The following is a 19,711-nucleotide window of genomic DNA, read 5'->3' as shown; positions in this document are numbered from 1 at the left end:
GGAGGAAAACAAATGAAAACAATCTGCAGGCGAATCCTGTCTGTGTCGCTGGCGGCCGTAATGGCGCTCACCGCACTGTCAGGATGCTCGGGAAACAATTCCAATTCGTCCGGGGTGGCGTCCAGCACGCCGGAATCTTCGGCGCAGAGCCAGGTCGGCAAAAAGGATGAGCTCGTTGTGGCCATCAGTTCAGACGTTTCCACGCTCGAGCCCATGGTGCAGTCCGGCCAGGCGATCCGGCTGATCAAAACGTGCCTCTACCGCGGCCTGATGGCTTACCAGGCCGACGGGAAGATCGGCACGGAAATCGCGGATTCATATGAGATCGGCGACGACGACAAGACGTATACCTTTAAAATCAAGCAGAACGCCAAGTTCCACGACGGCAGCGACATCACCGCCGAGGACGTCAAGTTCTCTCTGGAGCGTATTCTGGATGAGTCCGTCGGCGCGACCTTCCGCTCCGATTTTGCGAACGTGCTCGACAAAGTTGAGGCGGTGGACACCAAGACCGTCAAGATCACCCTCAAGGAGCCCTGCGCTCCGTTCATCGATTACCTCACCCTGCCTGAGTCGGTGATCGTGTCGAAGGCGTGGTGCGAGAGCCACAAGAACGACCTGAACGCCAACCCGATGGGCAGCGGCCCCTACACGTTTACCTCCTGGGATAAGGGCCGTGAGATCGTTCTCACCGCGTTCTCGGATTTCTACAAGCCCGGCAAGCCCGAAACCAAAAGCATCCGCTTTGTCATCACGCCCGACGCCACGACCAGAGCCAACGCTCTGCAGACTGGCGACGCAGACCTGATCGACTATGTGGCGGCCAAGGACATTACCGCGATGGAGAAGGACGACAACTACAAGGTCTATGTTTCTGAGGCTCCGTTCATGTGCCTGCAGTTCAACGTCAAGAGCGGCCCGCTGGCCAACCCCAAGGTTCGTCAGGCGATCGCCTATGCGGTTGACCGTCAGGGCGTCATTAACACCGCCTTTATGGGCCGCGGCACCCAGATCTTCGGCTTCCCCACCCAGAAGGGGGAGAACGGCTACGACGGCAAGTACGACAGCTACTTCAGCTTTGATCAGGAAAAGGCCAAGGCCCTGCTGAAAGAGGCCGGCTATCCCGACGGCTTTAAGATCAAGATTCTGTCCAGCTCTACCTACGACATGCACAAGCAGACCGCCATTGTGGTGCAGGACAGCCTGAAGAAGATCGGTATCGACGCCGAGGTGGAGCTGCCCGACTGGTCCACCCGCATCGAGCGCTCCAACAAGGGCGATTATGAGATCCTTGTTTCCGGCACCGCGGGCAACATCGTCGATATGGATTGGACGACCAACTATTTTGAAAGCGGCGAGCCCAGAATGAACAGTTCTGCGTGGTTCTCTGATGCGGAGATCGACAGCCTGCTGAAAGAAGGGCGCACCACCATCGACGCGGCCAAGCGCGAAGAGATTTACGACAAGCTGAGAAAGCGCGTGCTCGATCTGTCGCCGTTCGTATTCATCAATTACCGCGAACAGGCATTTGCCAGCTCGAATAAGGTAGAGGGCTTTGTCAATCTGCCGGGCGTTGTCACCTACAATTCCGGCCTGACACTGGAAGATACTTATGTAACCGAGTAAGGCGTATTGATTCGTTCGTCGTGTTTTCCCCGCTCTCGGCGGGGAAAACACCCGAACCTAAAAAGTCATTGTTAATAAAAATGGTAGGAACTTGTGCACCGGCCGGGCCTGTTTTTCGGCGGGCTTGGTTCGGTGCGCAACAATGAGAGGAGATTTTTATGGAGATCAAGGAAATCATCGCGGACATCAAGGGGAAAATGGAGTCGTCCGGTGGTTTGAAAAAGGTGTATTTTGTCGCATGCGGCGGCTCGCAGGCAGCGATTTATCCTGCGAAATATCTGATGGAGTGTGAAGCGAAAAATATCGGAACCGGCATCTTCAACAGCAACGAGTTTGTTTACGCAACGCCCGAATCGGTAGATAACCGCTGCATCTGCGTGATCTGCTCGCTGAAGGCCACAGCCGAAACCGTGGAAGCGGTCAAAATAGCGAATGCAAAAGGCGCTTACACCATCGCAATGACCGGGTTTCCCGACACCGCCATGGCCCAGACCGGCAAGTACGCGGTCGTCTATTCCAACGGGGATGACCAGGTCTATTCCGAGGCGAATCAGGCGCTGGCCTTAAAGCTTGTGTTTGAGATTCTGTATCAGTTTGAGGGCTATGCCCACTATGATGCGGCAATGCAGGCTTATGGAAAGATCGATTCGATCGTTGCTGAGGCAAAAGAGAGCATGCTGCCCGCCGCAAAGGCTTTTGGGGAGCGCTACAAGGACGAAGAAATCTTTTACGTGATGGGCAGCGGTCCGCTCACGGGCACAGCCTACACCATGGCATGCTGCCATTTGATGGAGATGCAGTGCCGCCACGCGGTGATGCTGCACAGCGGGGAGTATTTCCACGGCCCGTTTGAAACGACGGATCAGCGCTTGCCGATCATTCTGCTGATGAGCACGGGAAAAACACGTTTTCTGGATGAGAGGGTGCTGAAATTCCTGAAAACCTACTCAGAAAACTATACGGTCATCGACGCGGCAGACACCGGACTTTCTCAGATCGACAGCAGTGTTTCGGAGTATTTCAATTCTGCCGTCATGATTCCGCTCGAGCGCTTCTTCGTTTTGCAGATGGCGGAAATCCGCGGGCGTTCCATGGACGACCGCCGCTACATGTGGAAGGTGGAATATTGATTTTTCCTGCTTTGCTTGGCTGTTAAACAGGCAAATTGCCTCAGTTGTACTTGAATATTCCTGTTCCATGAAGTACACTAAAAAGGTAGATATGGGATTGGGAGCGAATTTGTTTCGCACTTTGATCCCTTCAATACAAATCGGCCAGAGCCGGCTTGCATAGGGAGAGATTCAGAATGTTGAAATCCAAGGCGATCACACCCTTGTATCAACAGTTGATGGATAAGCTGAAAGATCAGATCGGTGGCGGATACTATCAGCCCGGGGACCAATTGCCTTCTGAAGTGGATATGGCCAAACAGAACGACGTGAGCGTGATTACTGCCCGCAAGGCGGTAAACGAGCTGGCCGCTCTTGGTTTTGTTGAGAAAAAGCAGGGGAAAGGCACCTTTGTGGCGGTTCCGAAATATTGGAGGGATTACCGCAGAATCATGGGGTTTTCGGAATCCTGCCGGATGGCGGGGCTGACCGCGGGCAGCCGGCTGCTGGAGCATAAGCTGGTTGTGCCGTCGGATAAGATCGTGCAGTCTCTTGGCTTGCCTGCCGGGTCGCAGACGGTGTTTATTTCGCGCCTGCGGTTTGTCAATTTGGAACCCATGGCGATTGAAAACAGCTATTTCTCGTTGAAATACGCGTTTTTGCTGGAAGAATCGCTGGACGGCTCCTTGTTTGAGGTGCTCAGAGAGCGTGCGAACGTGGTCGTAGCAAAATCGCAAAAGCAGATTGAAATCTGCCGCGCCACTTCTTCGGAGGGCAAGCTGCTGAACATCAGCAAAAATGATCCGCTCCTTTTGGTAAAGAGCACGGCCTATGTCGAAACCGGCGAGCCGGTTTATGTCTGCTCGCAGATCATTAACGGAGAACGATTCACGCTGTATCTGTAAAGAACATACTGTGAAATGAGCTTCTTCCACCGTAAAAAAAGAGAGAGAAAAAGGGATGCGCACAGCTGCTGCTGTGCGCATCCCTTTTTCATTATAATAGATAGCTTAGCAGGCTGTACTGCACGGCCAGCGAAGTGACCGCCAGAATCGCCCAACAGGAGAGACCGAGCACGATTGGCCGCCAGCCGTGCTTGACCAGATCGACCAGATTTGTGTTCAGGCCGATCGCCGCCATTGCCATGACGATCACAAATTTTCCGAAGGTGGCCAGTGCCTTTCCCATTCCCGTCGGGAAGGGGATAAAGGTGTTGATGATCGCCGCCGCGACAAAGCCCAGAACGAACCACGGGAAAATTTTTGCGAAGCTGTAATTCGCATTGCCTGCACGCGACTGCCGTTTGGCTGTGTAAAAAGCAAGCACTAAAGTGATGGGGATGATCATCAGCGTGCGTGTCAGCTTGACAATGACCGCCAGATTGCCCGCTGCGTCGCTGAAGGTGTAGCCCGCCGCCACAACGGAAGAGGTATCGTTAATGGCAGTACCGGCCCACAGGCCGAAGTGAAAATCCGACATCTGCATGGTGTGTCCCAAAAACGGGAACAGGAACGCCGCAATGACATTGAAAAAGAAGATCGTTGAGATGGAGCGCGCTACGTCTTCATCCTTTGCGCCGATGACGGGGGCCGTTGCCGCGATGGCCGAGCCGCCGCAGATCGCCGTGCCAACGCCGATGAGGATATTCGTATCGCGGTCTACCTTCAGCGCCTTACCGATCAGATACGCTCCCAGGAACGTGGCGGTGAGGGTAAAGGCCATCAGCAGCAGGGTTTGGCTGCCGGCCTTAAAGATCTGGAACAGGTTCATGTCGAAGCCCAGCAGAATAATGGAATATTGCAGCAGCTTTTTCGAGGTGAAGGTGATGCCGCTCTGAAATGCCGCCGGGCGTTTCCAGAATGCCAGCAGCATGCCGAACAGGATGCCGAGTACCGGGCTGCCGATCACCGGGAATTGTTGGCCCAGAATCCATGCCGGTACGGCGATGATCGCCGCCAGCGAGATTCCGGGCAGTTTTTTAATGACTGAATCCATGGACTACCACTCCTTATGTTATCTGCTGATCAGCAGAAATTCTATCTTTTTCACTTGTTTTCTGGATGCGGAAAAGTTTTTCACTCGCGAAGAAAATCACCTTCTCTTAAAGGTGATAAAGCTTTAGCGGATTTCCTCGCACGGAAATTTCTGCTGGTGCAGTACACGCTTGCTTGTGCCGAGGCATGGGCCTTGCTTTCTTTGCCTGCTTATTATAACGCCGACTAATCAATAAGTAAAATATGATTATTTTATCTTGTGCATTATAGATTACTTATAATTAAAAATATGCAGCTCAAATCTCTCGCCTTCAAGCGGTGGTACATACCCTTACTTCGAGTCTTAAAGTTATTGGGCTCCACTCGAAATCTTTGATTTCGTCAGCGGGTCAGGTTTTTATCAATAAAAAAAGCAGCCCGTTCGGGCTGCTCGAAAAAGCGATTGTGAGGAATGCTGCAAATGATTATTCGTGAGAAAAACAGCCGGCCTCTGTGATCACGACCGGGACGGCAATATCGTGCGGCTCTGTCGGAATCTGCTCGCAAAGCAGGCGTTCCCGGCAGATCAGAACCGAGCAGAAAGACGCCTGTCCAAGAAAGCGGTCGTAATAGCCGCCTCCATAACCCAGACGGTTTCCCTGTCTGTCGCACGAAACACAGGGGAGAATCGCAAAATCGATTTCTGCTGGGGTGACGAGTGTACTGTCCGCAGCGGGCTCCAGAATTCCCATCATTCCGCTGTGCAGTTCAGCAAGCGAATGGATTTCCCGCGCTTCCATAATGCCTTTGCCGATGCAGAGCGGAATCGCGACGCGCTTGCCGTCGGAAAACGCCTGCTCGATCAAGAGGCTGGTGTTGATTTCGCTGGCAGTACCGACAAAACAAAAAATCGTTTTTGCTTTTTGGTAGCAGGGGTGACTGAGGATATTCTGTACAATCCCTCGATTGGATTCTTCAATATAGTCTGGGGTCAGTGCCGCAATTCTTTGTTTGAGTTCGGCACGCAGTTTCTTTTTTTCCTCCGGAACAGACATAAGGAGCCTCCTTTTCTGCTGTAAGGGCGCCCCAAAAGCGCCGCCTGCCTTAGCATAGCATGTCTGCGGTTCGATTGCAACCGGCATATCAACAGGGCGCCGGGAAAGCTGCGCGGCCGCAAAATGGTAAAACAACTTTGCTTCCTGTGTTGCCGTGTACCCTTAGGGGTACTGTGTGCCCGCAAGATAGCTGCATCCCGTAAGGTTATCCATATACAACGAGTATACGGTTTCCTTTGCCGTATGGCCGTCTTGTCTTGCACAGTTTTTGGCGGCCTGTATCGCTATACAGGAACAGGGCGCGGTACGAAAGCACCGCGCCCTGCCTGGGGGCAAAACTTATTTGAAAAAAGGAGAAGGTTATTTAAACAATGGCACAGACCCGGTAATAGCCGCCATAGCAATAAAGATGACAAAGATACCGATGGCCCATTTCGCGCACTGTTTCTGCCACTCGCCCATGTCCAGTCCGGTCAGGTTCAGCAGCAGGTAAATGAAAGCCACCAGGGGGCTCAAAAGGTGGAATGCCTGGCCCAGCAGAGATGCGGTGCCGAGCTCCAGAGCGGTATAGCCGTAACGGTAACCGGCCTCTGCGAATACCGGCAGCACGCCATAGTAGAACGCGTCGTTGGACAGGAAGAAGGTACCGGGTGCGGAGATGACCGCCGTTACCAGACCCCACCAGCGGCCCATCTGCTCGGGGATCAGGTAGATCATGCTGGAAGCCAGAGCGTCGGACATGCCGGAGTTGGTGAACAGACCCATAAAGATACCAGCCGCCATAACAAGGATGGATACCTGCAGAGCATCGCCGGCGTTGTCGGAGATACGGGCCTTCTGATCCTTAATGGAACGATAGTTGATAAGGACAGCCAGAGCAGTGCCAACCAGGAAGATAAAGACGGACGGGAAGGTGCCGAGAACCAGCATAACAACCGCGCCGATAGTCAGGATCGCGTTGATCCAGATCAGCTTCGGGCGCTTGAGGGCTTCCTCTTCGGGAGTAGCGGGCTTGGTCAGCGCTTCGATTTCCTCATGGTTCAGGTGCTGAATGCCGACTCTCTTGCGCTCCTTCAGACCCAGATAGTAAGCGACGCCGAGCATGTAAATGATGGCAACACCCATGCCGGGCAGCAGAGCGTTCAGGATGCTCTGTTCAGAAACCTCGCCCAGCACAGAGATCACGCGGGCGGTCGGTCCGCCCCAGGGCAGCAGGTTCATAATCGTGTTCATCAGAACGGTCAGAACGCCGAGGTTCATCATCTTGAGACCCAGCTTCTGGTAAATCGGGATGAACGCGGTGCAGACGATCAAAGTGGTGGTGGTTCCGTCGCCGTTCAGGGAGACCATCGCAGCAACCACTGCGGTGCCGACCAAAACCTTTACCGGGTCGCCGCCGGCCAGACGGATGATGAACTTGGTGACGGGATCAAACAGACCCACATTCAGCATCACAGAGAAGAACAGAATGGCGAACAGCAGCATGATTGCGGTGGTGGAGGTCGTTTTCAGACCGGCCGCAGTCCAATCACCGATGATGCGAACCTGATCCCAGATGGTTACATCGGCAACAGGAACTTCTTTGGCCTTTGCCACCAGCTCAGTGTACTGATTTCCCAGTGCACCAAAGAGTGTAAATACGATAGGTACCAGTACCAGAGCGGTAAATGGTTGCATTTTTTTGGAGATGACCAGCGCAAGGAATACGATGATCATAACCCATGCTAAAATAGTTAAAAACATAAGCGATCCTCCTCAAATTAGTTGGGCATGCCCGGCGACAATGGTTCCCGAACGTGCATGCACGCCTGACCGGACTATGTAGGCGGAAGGCTCCCGTTGCCGGGAGACATTCCAAAAAGGAAATAAGCCAGCGTGCTGTGTTACGATTCCGCGTTTCACTGCGTGGATCCGTTCTTCTCCAGCTCCCGTGCGTTTTCCGCCAGCAGCTGAATCAAGCGCTGCTGCAGCACGGGGACCGGATGAAGCCGTCTGCTTGCGCAGATTCTGGCATCCTGATCGCAGATCAGGCATCGTCTGGGCTCATAGCCGAGTTCCACTCTGCTTCGAGTCCGCACAAGCCCATCCTTTTGATCCAGCACATCCGCGTCGAACAATCTGCCCAGTTTTTCTTCCTCAAATAAAATCATGTTACGCTTCACCTCGAAGGAATCCTTCGGGATGACCCAGAAAGCTTCCGGCCCTGTGCGCAGGCTCAGCCGCTTCTGGTAGTTTGGCTGCCAGCTTTGGTTCGACAGGATTTCACGAATCCGGTTTTCTCCGTAATCGAACAAAGCTAAAATTTCCCCGTTGCTTTTGATAGGCCCGGGAATGTTGCACTTTAGAGAGATCACACAGCTTTTCGGGAAGCGCCTGAGCAGCTCCTCAATGAACTGTACCCGCCGCTCGCGGTTCAGAAGAACCTCATCGAGCTCGGGAGTCTCTCCGTGTGCGAACATTTCTGCCGTGTTCATCTCAGCGCTTAACCTGCCTTACCACATCGATCAGACTGCCGTCGCGGTACTCGATGAGAGCCACGACCTTGTCTCCGTACTCGATGGGGTCGGGTGTGCCGGCCAGCGCATAGGCCTTGTTTTTCAGCTCCTCCATGGTAAAGAGGTTCACTCCGGCGTTTTTCAGGGCCTCCTGCAGGTCTTTTCTGCGGGGGTTCACTGCAATGCCGACTTCCGTAACGACAACGTCGATTCCCTCGCCGGGGGTAATGACGGTGTTGACCTGCTCCACAATGGTCGGGATGCGTCCGCGCAGCAGGGGGCACAGAATCAGGCTCAGCTTTGCGCCGGCCGCTGTGTCGCTGTGTCCGCCGGAGGCACCGCGGATCACACCGTCGGAACCGGTCATGACGTTCACGTTAAAGTCTGTGTCGACCTCCAGTGCCGAGAGCATTACGACATCCAGCTGGTTCACCGCCGCGCCCTTGTTGCCGGGGTTGGCGTAAAAGGAAGCCGAAATCTCGTAGTGGTTCTCATTGCGGGCGATCGAGGCCGCAGCGCCGCGGTCAAAGGTCTGGGTGTCCAGAATCTTCTTGGCCAGGCCCTCTTCGAGCAGTTCCACCATGTTGCTGGTGATGCCACCCAGCAGGTATCCTGCGGTAATGCCGCTCTCACGCATTTTCTCTGCTAAGAAGCGGGTGACCGCCAGGGTGGAGCCGCCGGAACCGGACTGGAAGGAGATGCCGTCTTTAAAGTAAGGAGAGGCGGTGATGACTTTGCAGGCATTTTCCGCGATCAAAAGCTCCTTGGGGTCAGAAGTAAAGCGGGTTGCACCCTTTGCAATCCCGTCGGGATTGCCGATCGCGTCTACCACCACAACATAATCCACCAGAGTCTGGGAGATGCTGATGGGGGTGTTGGGGTAATCGACCAGGTGGTCGGTAATGATTACGACCTTATCTGCATATTCGGCGTCTACCTTGGCGTAGCCCAGGGAACCGCAGGTCGCGTTGCCCTGAGAGCCGTTCGCGTTGCCGTAAGGGTCCGCACTCGAGGCGCCGAGGAAAGCAACGTCGATATGAATCTCGCCGGATTCAATGGCGCGCGCGCGTCCGCCGTGGGAACGGATGACGACCGGCTTTTCCATCAGGCCGTGAGAGATCGCGGAGCCTACCTTGTCGCGCAGGCCGCTGCTGGTGATTTCGGTAATCACGCCGCTTTTGATGTGTTCAATGAGAGGCTCGTGCACATTGGCGATCGAGCTGGCGGCGAGCTTCAGGTTTTTGATGCCCATTTTGGCGATCTCTTCCATAACCATGTTCAAAACATAGTCGCCCTCGCGGAAGTGATGGTGGAACGAAATCGTCATGCCGTCCTTCAGGCCGGATTTCTCGATTGCTTCCCGCAGGGAAGAAACGAGCTTTGTCTCGCCGGGGAGGGTGGGCACCACCTTGCCGGCCGCTCTTCTATATTCGTTTTTGCGGGCGTACTGGCCCTCGAACACGCCGTACTGGTCTGCGTATTCCTTCGGGATTTCACGGCCCACTGCATTTTTAACCGTTTCCATTGCTTAACCCTCCTGTCCTTCCGGCCCGGTATAAACGCCGGCGGCTTTGGCCAGCGCGAGCACGCGCTCCGCACGCTCTACAAAGGGCTTATCGATCATCTTGCCGTTCAGGGCGATGACGCCGGAGCCCTTGGCGTTGGCTTCCTCAATTGCGCGGAAGACGTTGAGCGCATTGTCGATTTCCTTCTGGCTCGGGGTGTAAACGGAATTGACCACTGCGATCTGGCGGGGATGAATGACGGACTTGCCGTCAAAGCCGAGCTGACGGACAAACTCGGTTTCCTTTCGCAGGGTTTCCATGTCGTTCACATCGGCAAAGATCGTGTCGAGCGCGGCGATTCCGGCTGCACGGGCGGCGTGGACGATCATGGAGCGGGCGAAAAAGATTTCTTCGCTGTTGCGGTCTGCGTAGCGTTTGGTCTTCATCGCGGTAACGTAGTCTTCGGATCCCAGCGCGATGCCGATCAGGCGCTTGCTGGAATGGGCGATCGCAACCGCGTCCAAAACGCCGCGGGGATCCTCAATAGCCGCCATCATCCGGGTGGAGCCGGGTTCACGGCCGCAGGCTTTCTCCGCTTCCAGAATCACTTCCTCGGTGTCCAGAACATCCTGGGCACAGGTCGTTTTCGGCAAACGGATGACGTCGATGCCGGCGCGCACCATTGCGTGCACGTCGTCTATGCCACCTGCGTCCAGCGAGTTGATGCGGACAACGGTTTCCGTAGAAGAGAAATCAAAGGTTTTTACCGCCTGGAAAACAAGAAAGCGGGAAGTGTCCTTCTCCGCCAGGGAGATCGCGTCTTCCAGGTCAAACATAATGGAGTCCGCGCCGTAAATGATCGCGTCCTTCAGCATGCCGGGATTGCTCGCCGGCAAAAACATCATTGTTCTTCTTAAACGTTCCATGAATCGATCGCCTCCCAATCATAGTGCTCGGTAATTCCGCACGACCGATGTACCGCCGCAATGGTGCGGGCGATAATGGTACAGTCCAGCGCGCCCTTATCCACAGCGGTCAGCTTCGCGTTGTCGATCCCCATGTTCGAAAGGGTTTTACAGATCGTTTCGCGAATCTGCCGGCCGTACTGGTGCTCTACGCTGCTGGTCAGGTTGATGTCGATTCCCTCGCCGTCATTCTTGTCGATCATGATCTGAATATCGGAAGATTCCAGCGTGCCGGCAATTGCCGGTTTTTGAATTTGATAAAGCGGCATGTGTTTATCCCTCCTGCTGCAATTTCTGAATCAGTGCTTTTCCTTCGGGAGAAATCAGGTAGGCGTAAGTGCTTTCTGGAACAAGCTCTTTCGTTTCTTCTGTTTTTCCCCGTTTGAGAAGATCCCTTACACGGGAAGCGCTGATGACGTTTCCCCCTTGTTCGATGCGGGGGAGGATGACTAAATCAATCGCTCCGTGAAACACCTCTTTCATCGACTCATTATATAGCTGTGTCACCGGAGATAGGGGTTCTTCGCCAACGTACCTGCGGGTAATCCCCGCCGCCGGGGCGATATGATCCCGAAACAGGATCGCATCCAGCGTGGCCTGAACCTTTGCCACCTGAACGTCCTCTTTCAAAAAGTAGGAAGGGAACGTTTTGGCAGAAACCATGTAATCCCCTGTGGGGTGAACACGAACGTTCGGCAGATGCTGAACTCCGCGCCGGACAAGCTCCAGCCGGGTACTGGCCGGGAAAGCGGACAGATCTTCCGACAGAACGAACAGATGCAGCGTTTCGTTTTCTTTGGCGGCTCTTTCCGCCAGATAACGGTGCCCCAGTGTGAACGGGTTTGCGTTCATCACAATTCCGGCCGCCTGGCCGGGGACCCGCTGCCGCTCCAGATCCTTCAGGTACTGCGGGAAGCCGTAAATGGCTTTCTCCATAAATACCAGCTGATCGTCTACGCGGGCCAGCTCCCGAAATCCCAGCTCCTCAAAAGAGCGGGCCGCCTGGGGCTTGGTGTACACGTAGCAGGAGGAGCTGCCGTTTTCCATCACGGTGCTGAGCAGGTGGGAAAGCAGAATGCTGACCGCCTTGCCGCCCTGATGCGCGGGGCTGACTGCCACACACTTGATGATGTTCTGATACAGAGAACCGGTTGCAACGAGCTGGTCTTCAAAGAAAAGCCCTGCACAGTATGAGATGGCGGCCTCCGCACGGATGCCGCTGCTTTGCAGCAGATTCTGCCAAAGCTGTTTTTGGCGGGGATCACGGTCGATCCATAAACGCCTGATTTCGTACTCCATAACGTGGCTCCTGTTCTTCAGAACCGAATATCCCCCTGAAAAACGGCAATGTATGGTTTTAGGATATTTTTGCAATACTTTGTCGTAAAAGGAAGAGTTTTTACTCGAATCTGTCAAAATCACTTTTGCGCTTTTTTGCTTTGTCTGTGGACATTATACATTAATTAATCACAGGGTGGGTGTGCTTTTGATGTCCTTGGTGTTTTTTTATTGCTTTTTTTACGTATAAATAAAATTGACAAACAATCGAATATACCCTTATAATGATTATCATTAAAGGACGGTGGTTTTGTGCATGAGTATTTAAGCAGGTTGGTGCAAATCATCAATTTATCGCAGAACAGACCGCTCAACGACATGGTGTATGAGGGCCTGAGAAAAGCAATCATTCAGGGTGTGATTCCGGTCGGCGAAAGACTCAACGAAAAGGTCTTGTCCGACTACATGAACATCAGCCGTACGCCGATCCGAAACGCGATCAAAAAGCTGACGGAGGAAGATTTGGTGGAGTATATCCCCAAATACGGCGTGGTGGTCAAGCGGGTGACGATTGAGGATGCAGAAGAGATTTATCAGATCCGCATCGCGCTCGAAACCATGGCGACCATTGCCGCCATGGAGCGCATGACGCCGGAAAATCACCGCGAAATGCAGGAACTGCTGCGCAACATGGCAGAGAAGAACGAGGCGGGAGAGGTTCAGCAGGTCATCCGTTATTGTACCGATTTCAACGCGCTGATATACCGTTTTTCCCGCATGCAAAGACTGGAAGCAGTCGTCGGCAAGATGCTGGAATACGTCTCTCGCTTTCGCGACATTTCTCTGTACGACGCTCAAAGGCGGAGTCTTGCCGTGAAAGAACACGGCCTGATTTACCGCGGGATGCAGACAAAGGACGAGGAATTGATCACGCTGATCGTAAAAGAGCACCTGAATCATTCCAAGGAATTTGTGATGCGTGAAATCATCCGTTCACAGGAAAACATGAGGGATGACCTGAAGGATTTGTACCGGAGGATGGAATGACACGGCGAAATCAGAGAGAAACCATGCGGGCGGGCCATGCCCGGCGGGCGGCAGAGCGTGCCGCGCGTGAAGCTTACTGCGGCCAAATTTCAAAACTGGCGGTTCGTTCGCTGCTGTATGAGGTGTGCATTGGGCCGAAGCCCGGCCTGGTAGACCGTTTTAACAACGGCGCCCACCGCGATATGAACCTGTTTACCTTTCTGGACAGCGCCTGTGCGCTGTCCAGCTATTTTCGGGAGATTACCGCACAGGCGATGCGCCATGGCCGGATACCGCCGGAGCGGCTACTGCCGCACCTGCGCGCGCCGGGTATCGAGGCGGAGCGCGAAATGTTTCGCGCAACCGGGGGGGTAAACACCCACAAGGGAATCGTGTATTCCATGGGGATTTTCTGCGCCGCCTGCGGCCTTTTGTACAACCAGTCACACTGTGTTCCGGTGGAGCGGCTGTTTTCGCTGTGCGCGAAAATTGCCTGCGGCGACCACCCGCCGAAAGAAAAAACGGAAACAAACGGCGAACGTTTATACCGCCAGTACCGTATTGAGGGTGTGCGCGGTGAGGCGGCCAATGGGTTTCCTGCGGCGCGCGTGCATGGCCTGCCGGCGCTGCGCAAGGCCGGTGCATTGGGCTGGGATATTGACGCCGCCGGAATTTATGCGCTGTTTCATATTATGGCCAATTTGGAGGATACCAACCTGATCAGCCGTTCCGATCTGCAAACGCAGAGGCAGGTTCGGGAGCACCTGGCCGCTTTGCTGCAAGCACCCGACCTTTCGCCGGCGATGCTGCTTGCGGAGGCGGCGCGAATGGATCAGGAGTTCATCCGCAAAAATATCAGCCCGGGCGGCGCGGCGGACATGCTCTCCATGACGCTGATGGCCTTGTGGCTGGAGCGGGAGTTCCCGGAACGTTTTTGTCCGGTTGCTTCCGATCAGATGGATGAGAGCAGCAGGGATAAAAAGATTTGTTGATATTTAAAAAATAGTTTTTGAGCAGCGATGCACAGAAACCGGACAAATAAAAAGGGCGTCTTTCTTCTGCTCCATTCGGAGCGAAAGAAAGACGCCCTTGCTATGTTTTCCATCCTCAGGTAAAAATATTTGCCAAAACGGGAATCAGGCAGATGACCGAAATCAACCGGCAGGAATGCATCAAAACGATCTTCGGGGTATCTAGGCCCAGCTCTTCGGCAATCAGCCCCATTTCGGCGATTCCGCCGGGAGTGCAGCAAAACAGCGCGGTGGCTTTGTTCATCCCGGTGAAACGGCTCAACAGGTATGCCGTGACAAAAGACATGACAAAAACCTCTACGGCCATGATGATCATTGGAATGACCAGTTCACCCAGAGCGGCCCAGGTAGCCCGGCTGATCTGGCTGCCGATGTAGCACCCCGCCAGCACGCGGGACAGAACCTTGACAAAAGACGGGTAAGAGAGCAGATCCGAAGCCACGCTCAAAACGACTGTGGCAAGAATGGCACCGATGATTGCGCCGGCCGGAACACCCAAAAAGCGCAGCAGCAGCGCGCCGGCTGACGATACGATGAGAGAAACCGCAAATTTTTTCAGCTTTTCCGGAGAAAATTGCCTGGAGGAGTCTTCTTCCTTGGGTTCCGCCTCGCTGTCCTCCACAGAGATGGGGGGGGCAGAGGTGCTCAGATACAGCTTTTTGATGATATTGGGAAAAAACATGACCACAATGACAAACCGGAACAGTTGCAGCAGCATCACCTTGTCGGTGCTGGCGCCGAAGTCGACCGCAATCAGCGACAAGTCCGACATTCCGCCCGGCGAGCAGGCAAACAGCGAGGTCATGAAAGAAAGACCGGATATTTTTTGCATCAGCACGGAGAACAGGATCGTGAAGGTGAACATCATGGTCAGAAGAATCAAAATCGGCTTGCCCATCACGCGCAGCGCCTTCACGTCCTCACGCGTAAAACGGCCGCCGATGATCAGGCCCGACAGAATTTGTACGATCACGCGCAGGTTGGGTGGATAATGGGCCGCATGTCCTACCAGAGTGTTCATCAGTGCCACAGCCAGCAGCGCGCCGATCATCGCGCCGGCCGGAATCCCTTTTTTCTTTCCCCAATAGCCGCCCGCACCGCCTACAAGGTGCGTAAGAACCAGATACACGGAAGCATTTCCTCCCCTCAGTCGCGCACAGAGCTGCCGGCAGCGTGACACAGAATGTCCCACAGGCTGCAAATGACGCGTATTGCCGCATTAGTATAGCATAAAACAAATTCACAAATCAACTTTAGATCGTTTATCGTCTAAACGATTATTATACCACCCGATCGCAATTCCCGTCAACTCTGCTGCTTTGCTTTCACCCTTTCCCTGAAAAGAATTATTTTATATGCAATCCAAATCCATTCTCCCACTCACAAATGCCGCGCATGCCTAGCAATCAAAACCAATTACTATAAAAATATCGATAAATTTTACAAAATTGTAAATTATATTTTGTATATTGATAATAAGAATGTGATTTATTATAATGGTTAATATCAAATAATGAGAGGCAGGAGTGAAATATGAAAAAGAGAATGGCGCTGCTTTTGACAGTTTGCTGCTTTCTGGCAATAGTAGCCTGCACAGCGCAGAACAGTGAAACTTCCGCACCAGAGGAATCTACTGCCGCCAGTTCAGACACGGATATCTCTATTCCCGAAGAAAGCAGCACACCGCGCGAACTTAACATAGGCAGTGATGAGCAGGGGATTGAAAAGGCCAAAGAGATTGCCGATGATTACTATAAAAATGAAATTGAGGTTGAAAAACGGGGCTGGGAGGTTGAAAAATACACCTATGACCCTGTTTACGGTTCGGAGTTTGAGAGCATTTGGCTCGAAATGATTGGTACAAAGTGGGCGGTTTATCCCGAGTGGACTTTTTATGCGCTTGATGTGGAGTTAAATGATAATCAGCGGAATATGATCTTGATTGGGAAATCCCCTGAAAACAAATGGAAGGTAGTTAATTTTGGAAAGTGAGGGAAACACAAGAAATCCTGAAAAAGTATCGAAGAGGAATGACGATAAACGCTGACAAGATAAGGCTGCATGCTCCCGCTGTAGGAGCATACAGCCTGTTTTGTTGTCAACAGCCCGTTTAACGGGCTGCGTGCCGTTCCTTATCAACTGATCGAAATAAATTGCAAAACTTTTTTTGGTTCATTAAAAGAATTTGAATAGACGGATTTTGGCGTTTTGGAAACATAAAACTTTTAAAAAACCGATTCGCATCATGGGAAGCGACGATAAATGGCCTGATTTTGAGTGGGAGTAGACGAAAAATCGACGCAATTGTGATACTTTTATTTGCGGCACACAATATTTTTCTTTATAATAGAGAGTGCCAAAAGGCAATTTTTGAATCTATTAAGACTGCGCGTTTACCAAAGGAAGCTGCGCGGCAACGAGAGGGGCATTTTTCTTGAAAAACTGGATGGAACAAATCAGGTCCTCCGCACATGAGATGAAGCAGGTATCTACCATTTCTGTTGCCGGTCTGTTGGTGGCAATCAGCGTGGTTCTGGCGTTCTTTAAGCTTGCGATTACAGAAACCCTTCAAATCAGCTTTGCGTTTTTGCCGATTGCCGGCGGCGGTATGCTGTTCGGGCCGGTAGTGGGCGGAATCATCGGGGCTGTCAGCGATGTGGCGGGTTTTGTGATGCGCCCGACAGGGCCGTTTTTCCCCGGCTTTACCATCAGCGCAATGGTAACCGGCGCGCTGTTCGGGCAATTGCTGTATAGAAAGCCGATCACCGCTAAACGCGTTCTGACTGCCTGTATTCTGAATACCGTGCTGGTGAACTGGGTGCTCAATACATTGTGGCTGTCCCTGATGTATGGCAATGGATTTATCATACTGCTGGGCGCACGCATCATTAAAAATCTGATTATGCTGCCGATCGATACGGCGCTTTTGTTCTCGCTGCTCAAGCTGTTTGAACGTTTTCGATTTATCAACAAGGCAAAAGGGAACGGCAGTTTTTGAATATTCTTCTCTTCGGCAAACAGGTTCCTCACGCGATGTATGAATGAAAATTTTTGAATTCTTTTGTAGTCATTCCGTACAAATCCATTATTTTTCAAAAAAATGGATTGACAAATTGTGCAGGATTCATTTATACTGATTGCAGAAATCAGCAATTGCTTTTGCGGGATTTTCTGCAGGAACCGCCGATGATTTGCCGGGAGCCTTTTTTCAAAAGATACTGGCAGATAAAAAGCCGTTTTCTGAAAACAATACACGATTTTTATTTATTGGGGCCGGACGTCCTCCGGTTCTATCAGTAAAAGGAATCCGTTGTCTTGCATTTTTTGATGCAATACAGTGGGTTCCTTTTTGTGTTTTTATCAGGGGATCCGCGGGGTATTGTTTCCAGAAGCGAATGAATTGCCTGACAGGCAATCCTGCATAAAGCAATCTGGCTGTAAAGGTTGAATCCAGCGTACGGCGGGGGGTGACAACACAGAGAAAAACGCAGTTTCAAAGATCAGAAAGGGTGCGGTGCAGGCAGCTCCGCCGTAGTCTTTCGGCAGGGGTACGAGCCGCATGCCGTGAAAACAATGGTTGAAATTGATCTGAGGAGGTTATTTTATGGAACTTGGAAGCTGGTCACTGATCCACTCCCCTTCGCTGCTGGCATTAATTCCGCTGGCAGTTTACATCGTCATGGTGTTCCGGGGAAAAGACAATACGTCCGGCATTATCGTAGGTATCGCGATTGGCGCACTGATGATGGGTCAGGATCTGAAAATGCTTGCTTCCGCTTTTGCGGCGAGCCTGGGCTCCAGTACGGCGCTGATCGGTGTTATCATTATGACGGGCGCAGGCCTTGGCGTTCTAATGACAGAGGCGAGAGTGACCCATACGCTGGTTTACTGGATCGTAAAGCGGATCGGAGTCAATACACAGACAAAAGCAAAAGTCACCCTGGTGATCTGTTCCATCTTGGTCTGCGGTCTGCTCGGAACCCTTGGCGGCGGAAATGCAGTCATTGCGCCGATTTTGATTCCGCTGATGGCGACCCTGGGCGTAACGCCCACTGTGGTGGCGGCGCTGTTTAAGGTATCGGGAGAAGTCGGCCTGATGGTCGGGCCGCTGACCGGTGTTACGCTGATCACCATGGAGGTCACGGGGCTTTCTTACGGCCAGCTGATGATAGGCGCTGTGATTCCTTTTGCAATATTCTGGCTGGGCGGCATGTGGTTCGCAGTAAAGCGTACCCAGCGCCGTACCGAAGGCAAGGAATTCTACCGGCTGGACGATATGCAGAACATAAATGAAATTGTCATCACCCCCAGAGAGCGCACCACTACCATCGTATTTTTGCTTTCCTTCCTCCTGCTGATTGCCTATGGAATCATGACCAAGCAGGGCACCAGCTACGCTCTGATCGTCATGATCATCCTGTCGGCGGTGGTTGGCATTGTAGGCAGAATGGATATTGACCACGTGGTCGAATCCATGTCGAAAGGAATTGCGTCGCAGGCGAAAATGTTTGTCGTGTTCGTCACCATCGACGTGCTGCTGAATCTGGTCACCTTGGGCGGCGGCTTTGACGCGATTTCGAATCTGCTGGGCGGCGCGGCCGGTTCCAGCCCCACGGCTGTTATGCTGATCGCCTCTGTGGTAGGCGGCTTCGGAATCGAAGCGGCGGCTGTTGCGGAAATCAAGATCATTGCGGAGATGTTCGGTGCGGCGGCTGCTTCCAGCGGATTGCCCATGACCATGTTTGCCATTGCGATTTTGTCCGCGACACGCCTGACGGGCGGCATTTATCCTACCAGCAATATGATGGGACAGCTGGGGATCGCCCAAAGCGAAAACACGCGTGAAATGCTGGAGGCGAACTGGATCTCCAGCGGTGCAGCCATTGTATTCGTGGTCATCTGGGCTTTGATCGGGCCAATGATTCTGACCTGACCATGCCATTGGTGATGAAAAAGTAGAATCCAAAGGTGTTTCTGCAGCCCGCTGCTGCGCAAAGCGGCAATGTTCTCTTGACGCTGCGGGCATTTTTGGAATAACATAACAACGGTTTTATTTTTCAGTAAGGCAGCAAACCTGCATTGCGGTAAAAAGTGGGATCCCGTTGAAACGCTTGGCCAAAGAGGTCCTTCGGCCAAAATGAAAAAGCAAGGGGCTTACAGAGTTCATTTTGTCCTTGAAAGGCGGTTGCTGAACAGACCGCTTTTCACGAATGACCACGTCCGCAGACATGCCAAAAAATCGCTGAAAATAGAACCAGAACCATAAGAAAGGGGTTTCAGGGTATGGATTATCCCGAAAACACAGTGTATCTGGTGGGCCACGCGAAGGTAGCCAGCGACAATCCGATCAGCATTTCTTACGGAATTTTTTTCCTGCCTTTTGTGGTGGATCTGCATACTCATCAAATTGTTGATGTATCTTGTAATGCGATCCTCGATATCAGCAGGGATTTTGTACGAAGCCTGCTGGTGGGGTGCGACCTTCTGGATGGGTTGGACGATGCGATCCATCGGGTGAGAAGCCGGTATTTTGGTTCCTCGCAAAAGGCTCTGGTGGCAGCTCTGCGCGACGCAAACGGAAGATTGCGTGATATTTTGTCTGCCCAGCAGTAAGTTGAGGCAGAACTTAAAATGGGAGGCATTGCTGT

Annotated in this window: 19 protein-coding genes; 10 read left to right on the top strand and 9 right to left on the bottom strand. The window is 52.7% G+C overall.

Annotated features, from left to right (window positions below; genetic code table 11):
- Positions 1–12: 12 nt before the first annotated feature.
- The 3 genes from TY09_RS02070 (at position 13) to TY09_RS02060 (ending at position 3,640) form a co-directional block, all read left to right on the top strand.
- Positions 13–1,626 carry an ABC transporter substrate-binding protein gene (locus TY09_RS02070; protein WP_042430664.1) on the top strand — a complete coding sequence of 538 codons (1,614 nt, stop codon included), beginning with the start codon at positions 13–15 and terminating at the stop codon, positions 1,624–1,626.
- A gap of 158 nt (positions 1,627–1,784) precedes the next feature.
- Positions 1,785–2,756 carry an SIS domain-containing protein gene (locus tag TY09_RS02065; RefSeq protein ID WP_042430661.1) on the top strand — a complete coding sequence of 324 codons (972 nt, stop codon included), beginning with the start codon at positions 1,785–1,787 and terminating at the stop codon, positions 2,754–2,756.
- 176 nt (positions 2,757–2,932) lie between these two features.
- Complete coding sequence (locus TY09_RS02060) at positions 2,933–3,640, top strand: GntR family transcriptional regulator (protein WP_009065723.1); 708 nt, start codon at positions 2,933–2,935, stop codon at positions 3,638–3,640.
- A 91-nt stretch (positions 3,641–3,731) separates the two neighbouring features.
- Here the strand turns inward: TY09_RS02060 and TY09_RS02055 are convergent, their stop codons facing one another.
- From TY09_RS02055 to citC, 8 genes are all read right to left on the bottom strand, one after another.
- The gene (locus tag TY09_RS02055; RefSeq protein WP_042430658.1) at positions 3,732–4,730 is read right to left on the bottom strand and encodes a YeiH family protein; all 999 of its coding nucleotides are present in this window, start codon (positions 4,728–4,730) and stop codon (positions 3,732–3,734) included.
- A 463-nt stretch (positions 4,731–5,193) separates the two neighbouring features.
- Complete coding sequence (locus TY09_RS02050) at positions 5,194–5,763, bottom strand: 5-formyltetrahydrofolate cyclo-ligase (protein ID WP_042430769.1); 570 nt, start codon at positions 5,761–5,763, stop codon at positions 5,194–5,196.
- 360 nt (positions 5,764–6,123) lie between these two features.
- The gene (locus TY09_RS02045; protein WP_042430656.1) at positions 6,124–7,506 is read right to left on the bottom strand and encodes a CitMHS family transporter; all 1,383 of its coding nucleotides are present in this window, start codon (positions 7,504–7,506) and stop codon (positions 6,124–6,126) included.
- 155 nt (positions 7,507–7,661) lie between these two features.
- The gene (citX, locus tag TY09_RS02040) at positions 7,662–8,237 is read right to left on the bottom strand and encodes a citrate lyase holo-[acyl-carrier protein] synthase (RefSeq protein ID WP_042430653.1); all 576 of its coding nucleotides are present in this window, start codon (positions 8,235–8,237) and stop codon (positions 7,662–7,664) included.
- Between the two features lies 1 nt (position 8,238).
- Positions 8,239–9,783 carry a citrate lyase subunit alpha gene (gene citF, locus TY09_RS02035; protein WP_009060342.1) on the bottom strand — a complete coding sequence of 515 codons (1,545 nt, stop codon included), beginning with the start codon at positions 9,781–9,783 and terminating at the stop codon, positions 8,239–8,241.
- Positions 9,784–9,786: 3 nt separating this feature from the next.
- On the bottom strand, positions 9,787–10,689 hold the full coding sequence (locus tag TY09_RS02030) for an aldolase/citrate lyase family protein (RefSeq protein WP_009060270.1): 903 nt from the start codon (positions 10,687–10,689) through the stop codon (positions 9,787–9,789).
- Positions 10,677–10,997: a citrate lyase acyl carrier protein gene (gene citD / locus TY09_RS02025; RefSeq protein ID WP_009060331.1), complete on the bottom strand. Its 321-nt coding sequence runs from the start codon at positions 10,995–10,997 to the stop codon at positions 10,677–10,679. Before citD ends, TY09_RS02030 begins: the two co-directional genes overlap by 13 nt.
- A 4-nt stretch (positions 10,998–11,001) precedes the next feature.
- Entirely contained in the window at positions 11,002–12,027 is a 1,026-nt protein-coding gene (gene citC, locus TY09_RS02020) for a [citrate (pro-3S)-lyase] ligase (protein ID WP_042430650.1), read from the bottom strand.
- Positions 12,028–12,318: 291 nt separating this feature from the next.
- On the opposite strand from citC, the gene TY09_RS02015 reads away from it, so the two are divergent.
- Positions 12,319–13,053, top strand: coding sequence for a GntR family transcriptional regulator (locus tag TY09_RS02015; protein WP_035316389.1), 735 nt, complete (start codon positions 12,319–12,321; stop codon positions 13,051–13,053).
- On the top strand, positions 13,050–14,024 hold the full coding sequence (locus TY09_RS02010) for a triphosphoribosyl-dephospho-CoA synthase (RefSeq protein WP_242841420.1): 975 nt from the start codon (positions 13,050–13,052) through the stop codon (positions 14,022–14,024). The genes TY09_RS02015 and TY09_RS02010 overlap by 4 nt, the downstream gene beginning before the upstream one ends.
- A 115-nt stretch (positions 14,025–14,139) precedes the next feature.
- Here the strand turns inward: TY09_RS02010 and TY09_RS02005 are convergent, their stop codons facing one another.
- A complete protein-coding gene (locus TY09_RS02005) occupies positions 14,140–15,192 on the bottom strand; it encodes an AbrB family transcriptional regulator (RefSeq protein WP_042430647.1) in 1,053 nt (350 codons plus the stop codon).
- Between the two features lie 404 nt (positions 15,193–15,596).
- Here TY09_RS02005 and TY09_RS02000 point away from each other — a divergent pair, with 404 nt between their 5' ends.
- The 5 genes from TY09_RS02000 to TY09_RS01980 all read left to right on the top strand — a co-directional run bounded on the left by TY09_RS02000 (position 15,597) and on the right by TY09_RS01980 (position 19,676).
- Positions 15,597–16,055, top strand: coding sequence for a hypothetical protein (locus tag TY09_RS02000; RefSeq protein ID WP_042430644.1), 459 nt, complete (start codon positions 15,597–15,599; stop codon positions 16,053–16,055).
- Positions 16,056–16,509: 454 nt separating this feature from the next.
- Positions 16,510–17,061, top strand: a complete 552-nt coding sequence (locus TY09_RS01995; RefSeq protein WP_242841419.1) for a folate family ECF transporter S component — start codon at positions 16,510–16,512, stop codon at positions 17,059–17,061.
- A gap of 139 nt (positions 17,062–17,200) precedes the next feature.
- Positions 17,201–17,488 (top strand): hypothetical protein, encoded by a 288-nt coding sequence (locus tag TY09_RS18220; RefSeq protein WP_147584575.1) that lies wholly within the window; start codon positions 17,201–17,203, stop codon positions 17,486–17,488.
- Positions 17,489–17,667: 179 nt separating this feature from the next.
- Positions 17,668–18,996 (top strand): TRAP transporter large permease subunit, encoded by a 1,329-nt coding sequence (locus TY09_RS01985; protein ID WP_009060246.1) that lies wholly within the window; start codon positions 17,668–17,670, stop codon positions 18,994–18,996.
- A 350-nt stretch (positions 18,997–19,346) separates the two neighbouring features.
- Complete coding sequence (locus TY09_RS01980) at positions 19,347–19,676, top strand: DUF3870 domain-containing protein (protein WP_009060259.1); 330 nt, start codon at positions 19,347–19,349, stop codon at positions 19,674–19,676.
- The last annotated feature ends 35 nt before the right edge of the window (positions 19,677–19,711 follow it).

The sequence above is a fragment of the Faecalispora jeddahensis genome, from assembly GCF_000577335.1.
Classification (GTDB): Bacteria; Bacillota; Clostridia; order Oscillospirales; family Acutalibacteraceae; genus Faecalispora; species Faecalispora jeddahensis.
The sequence above is the reverse complement of the archived record's forward strand: the minus strand, read 5'-3'. Positions and strand labels throughout refer to the sequence as shown.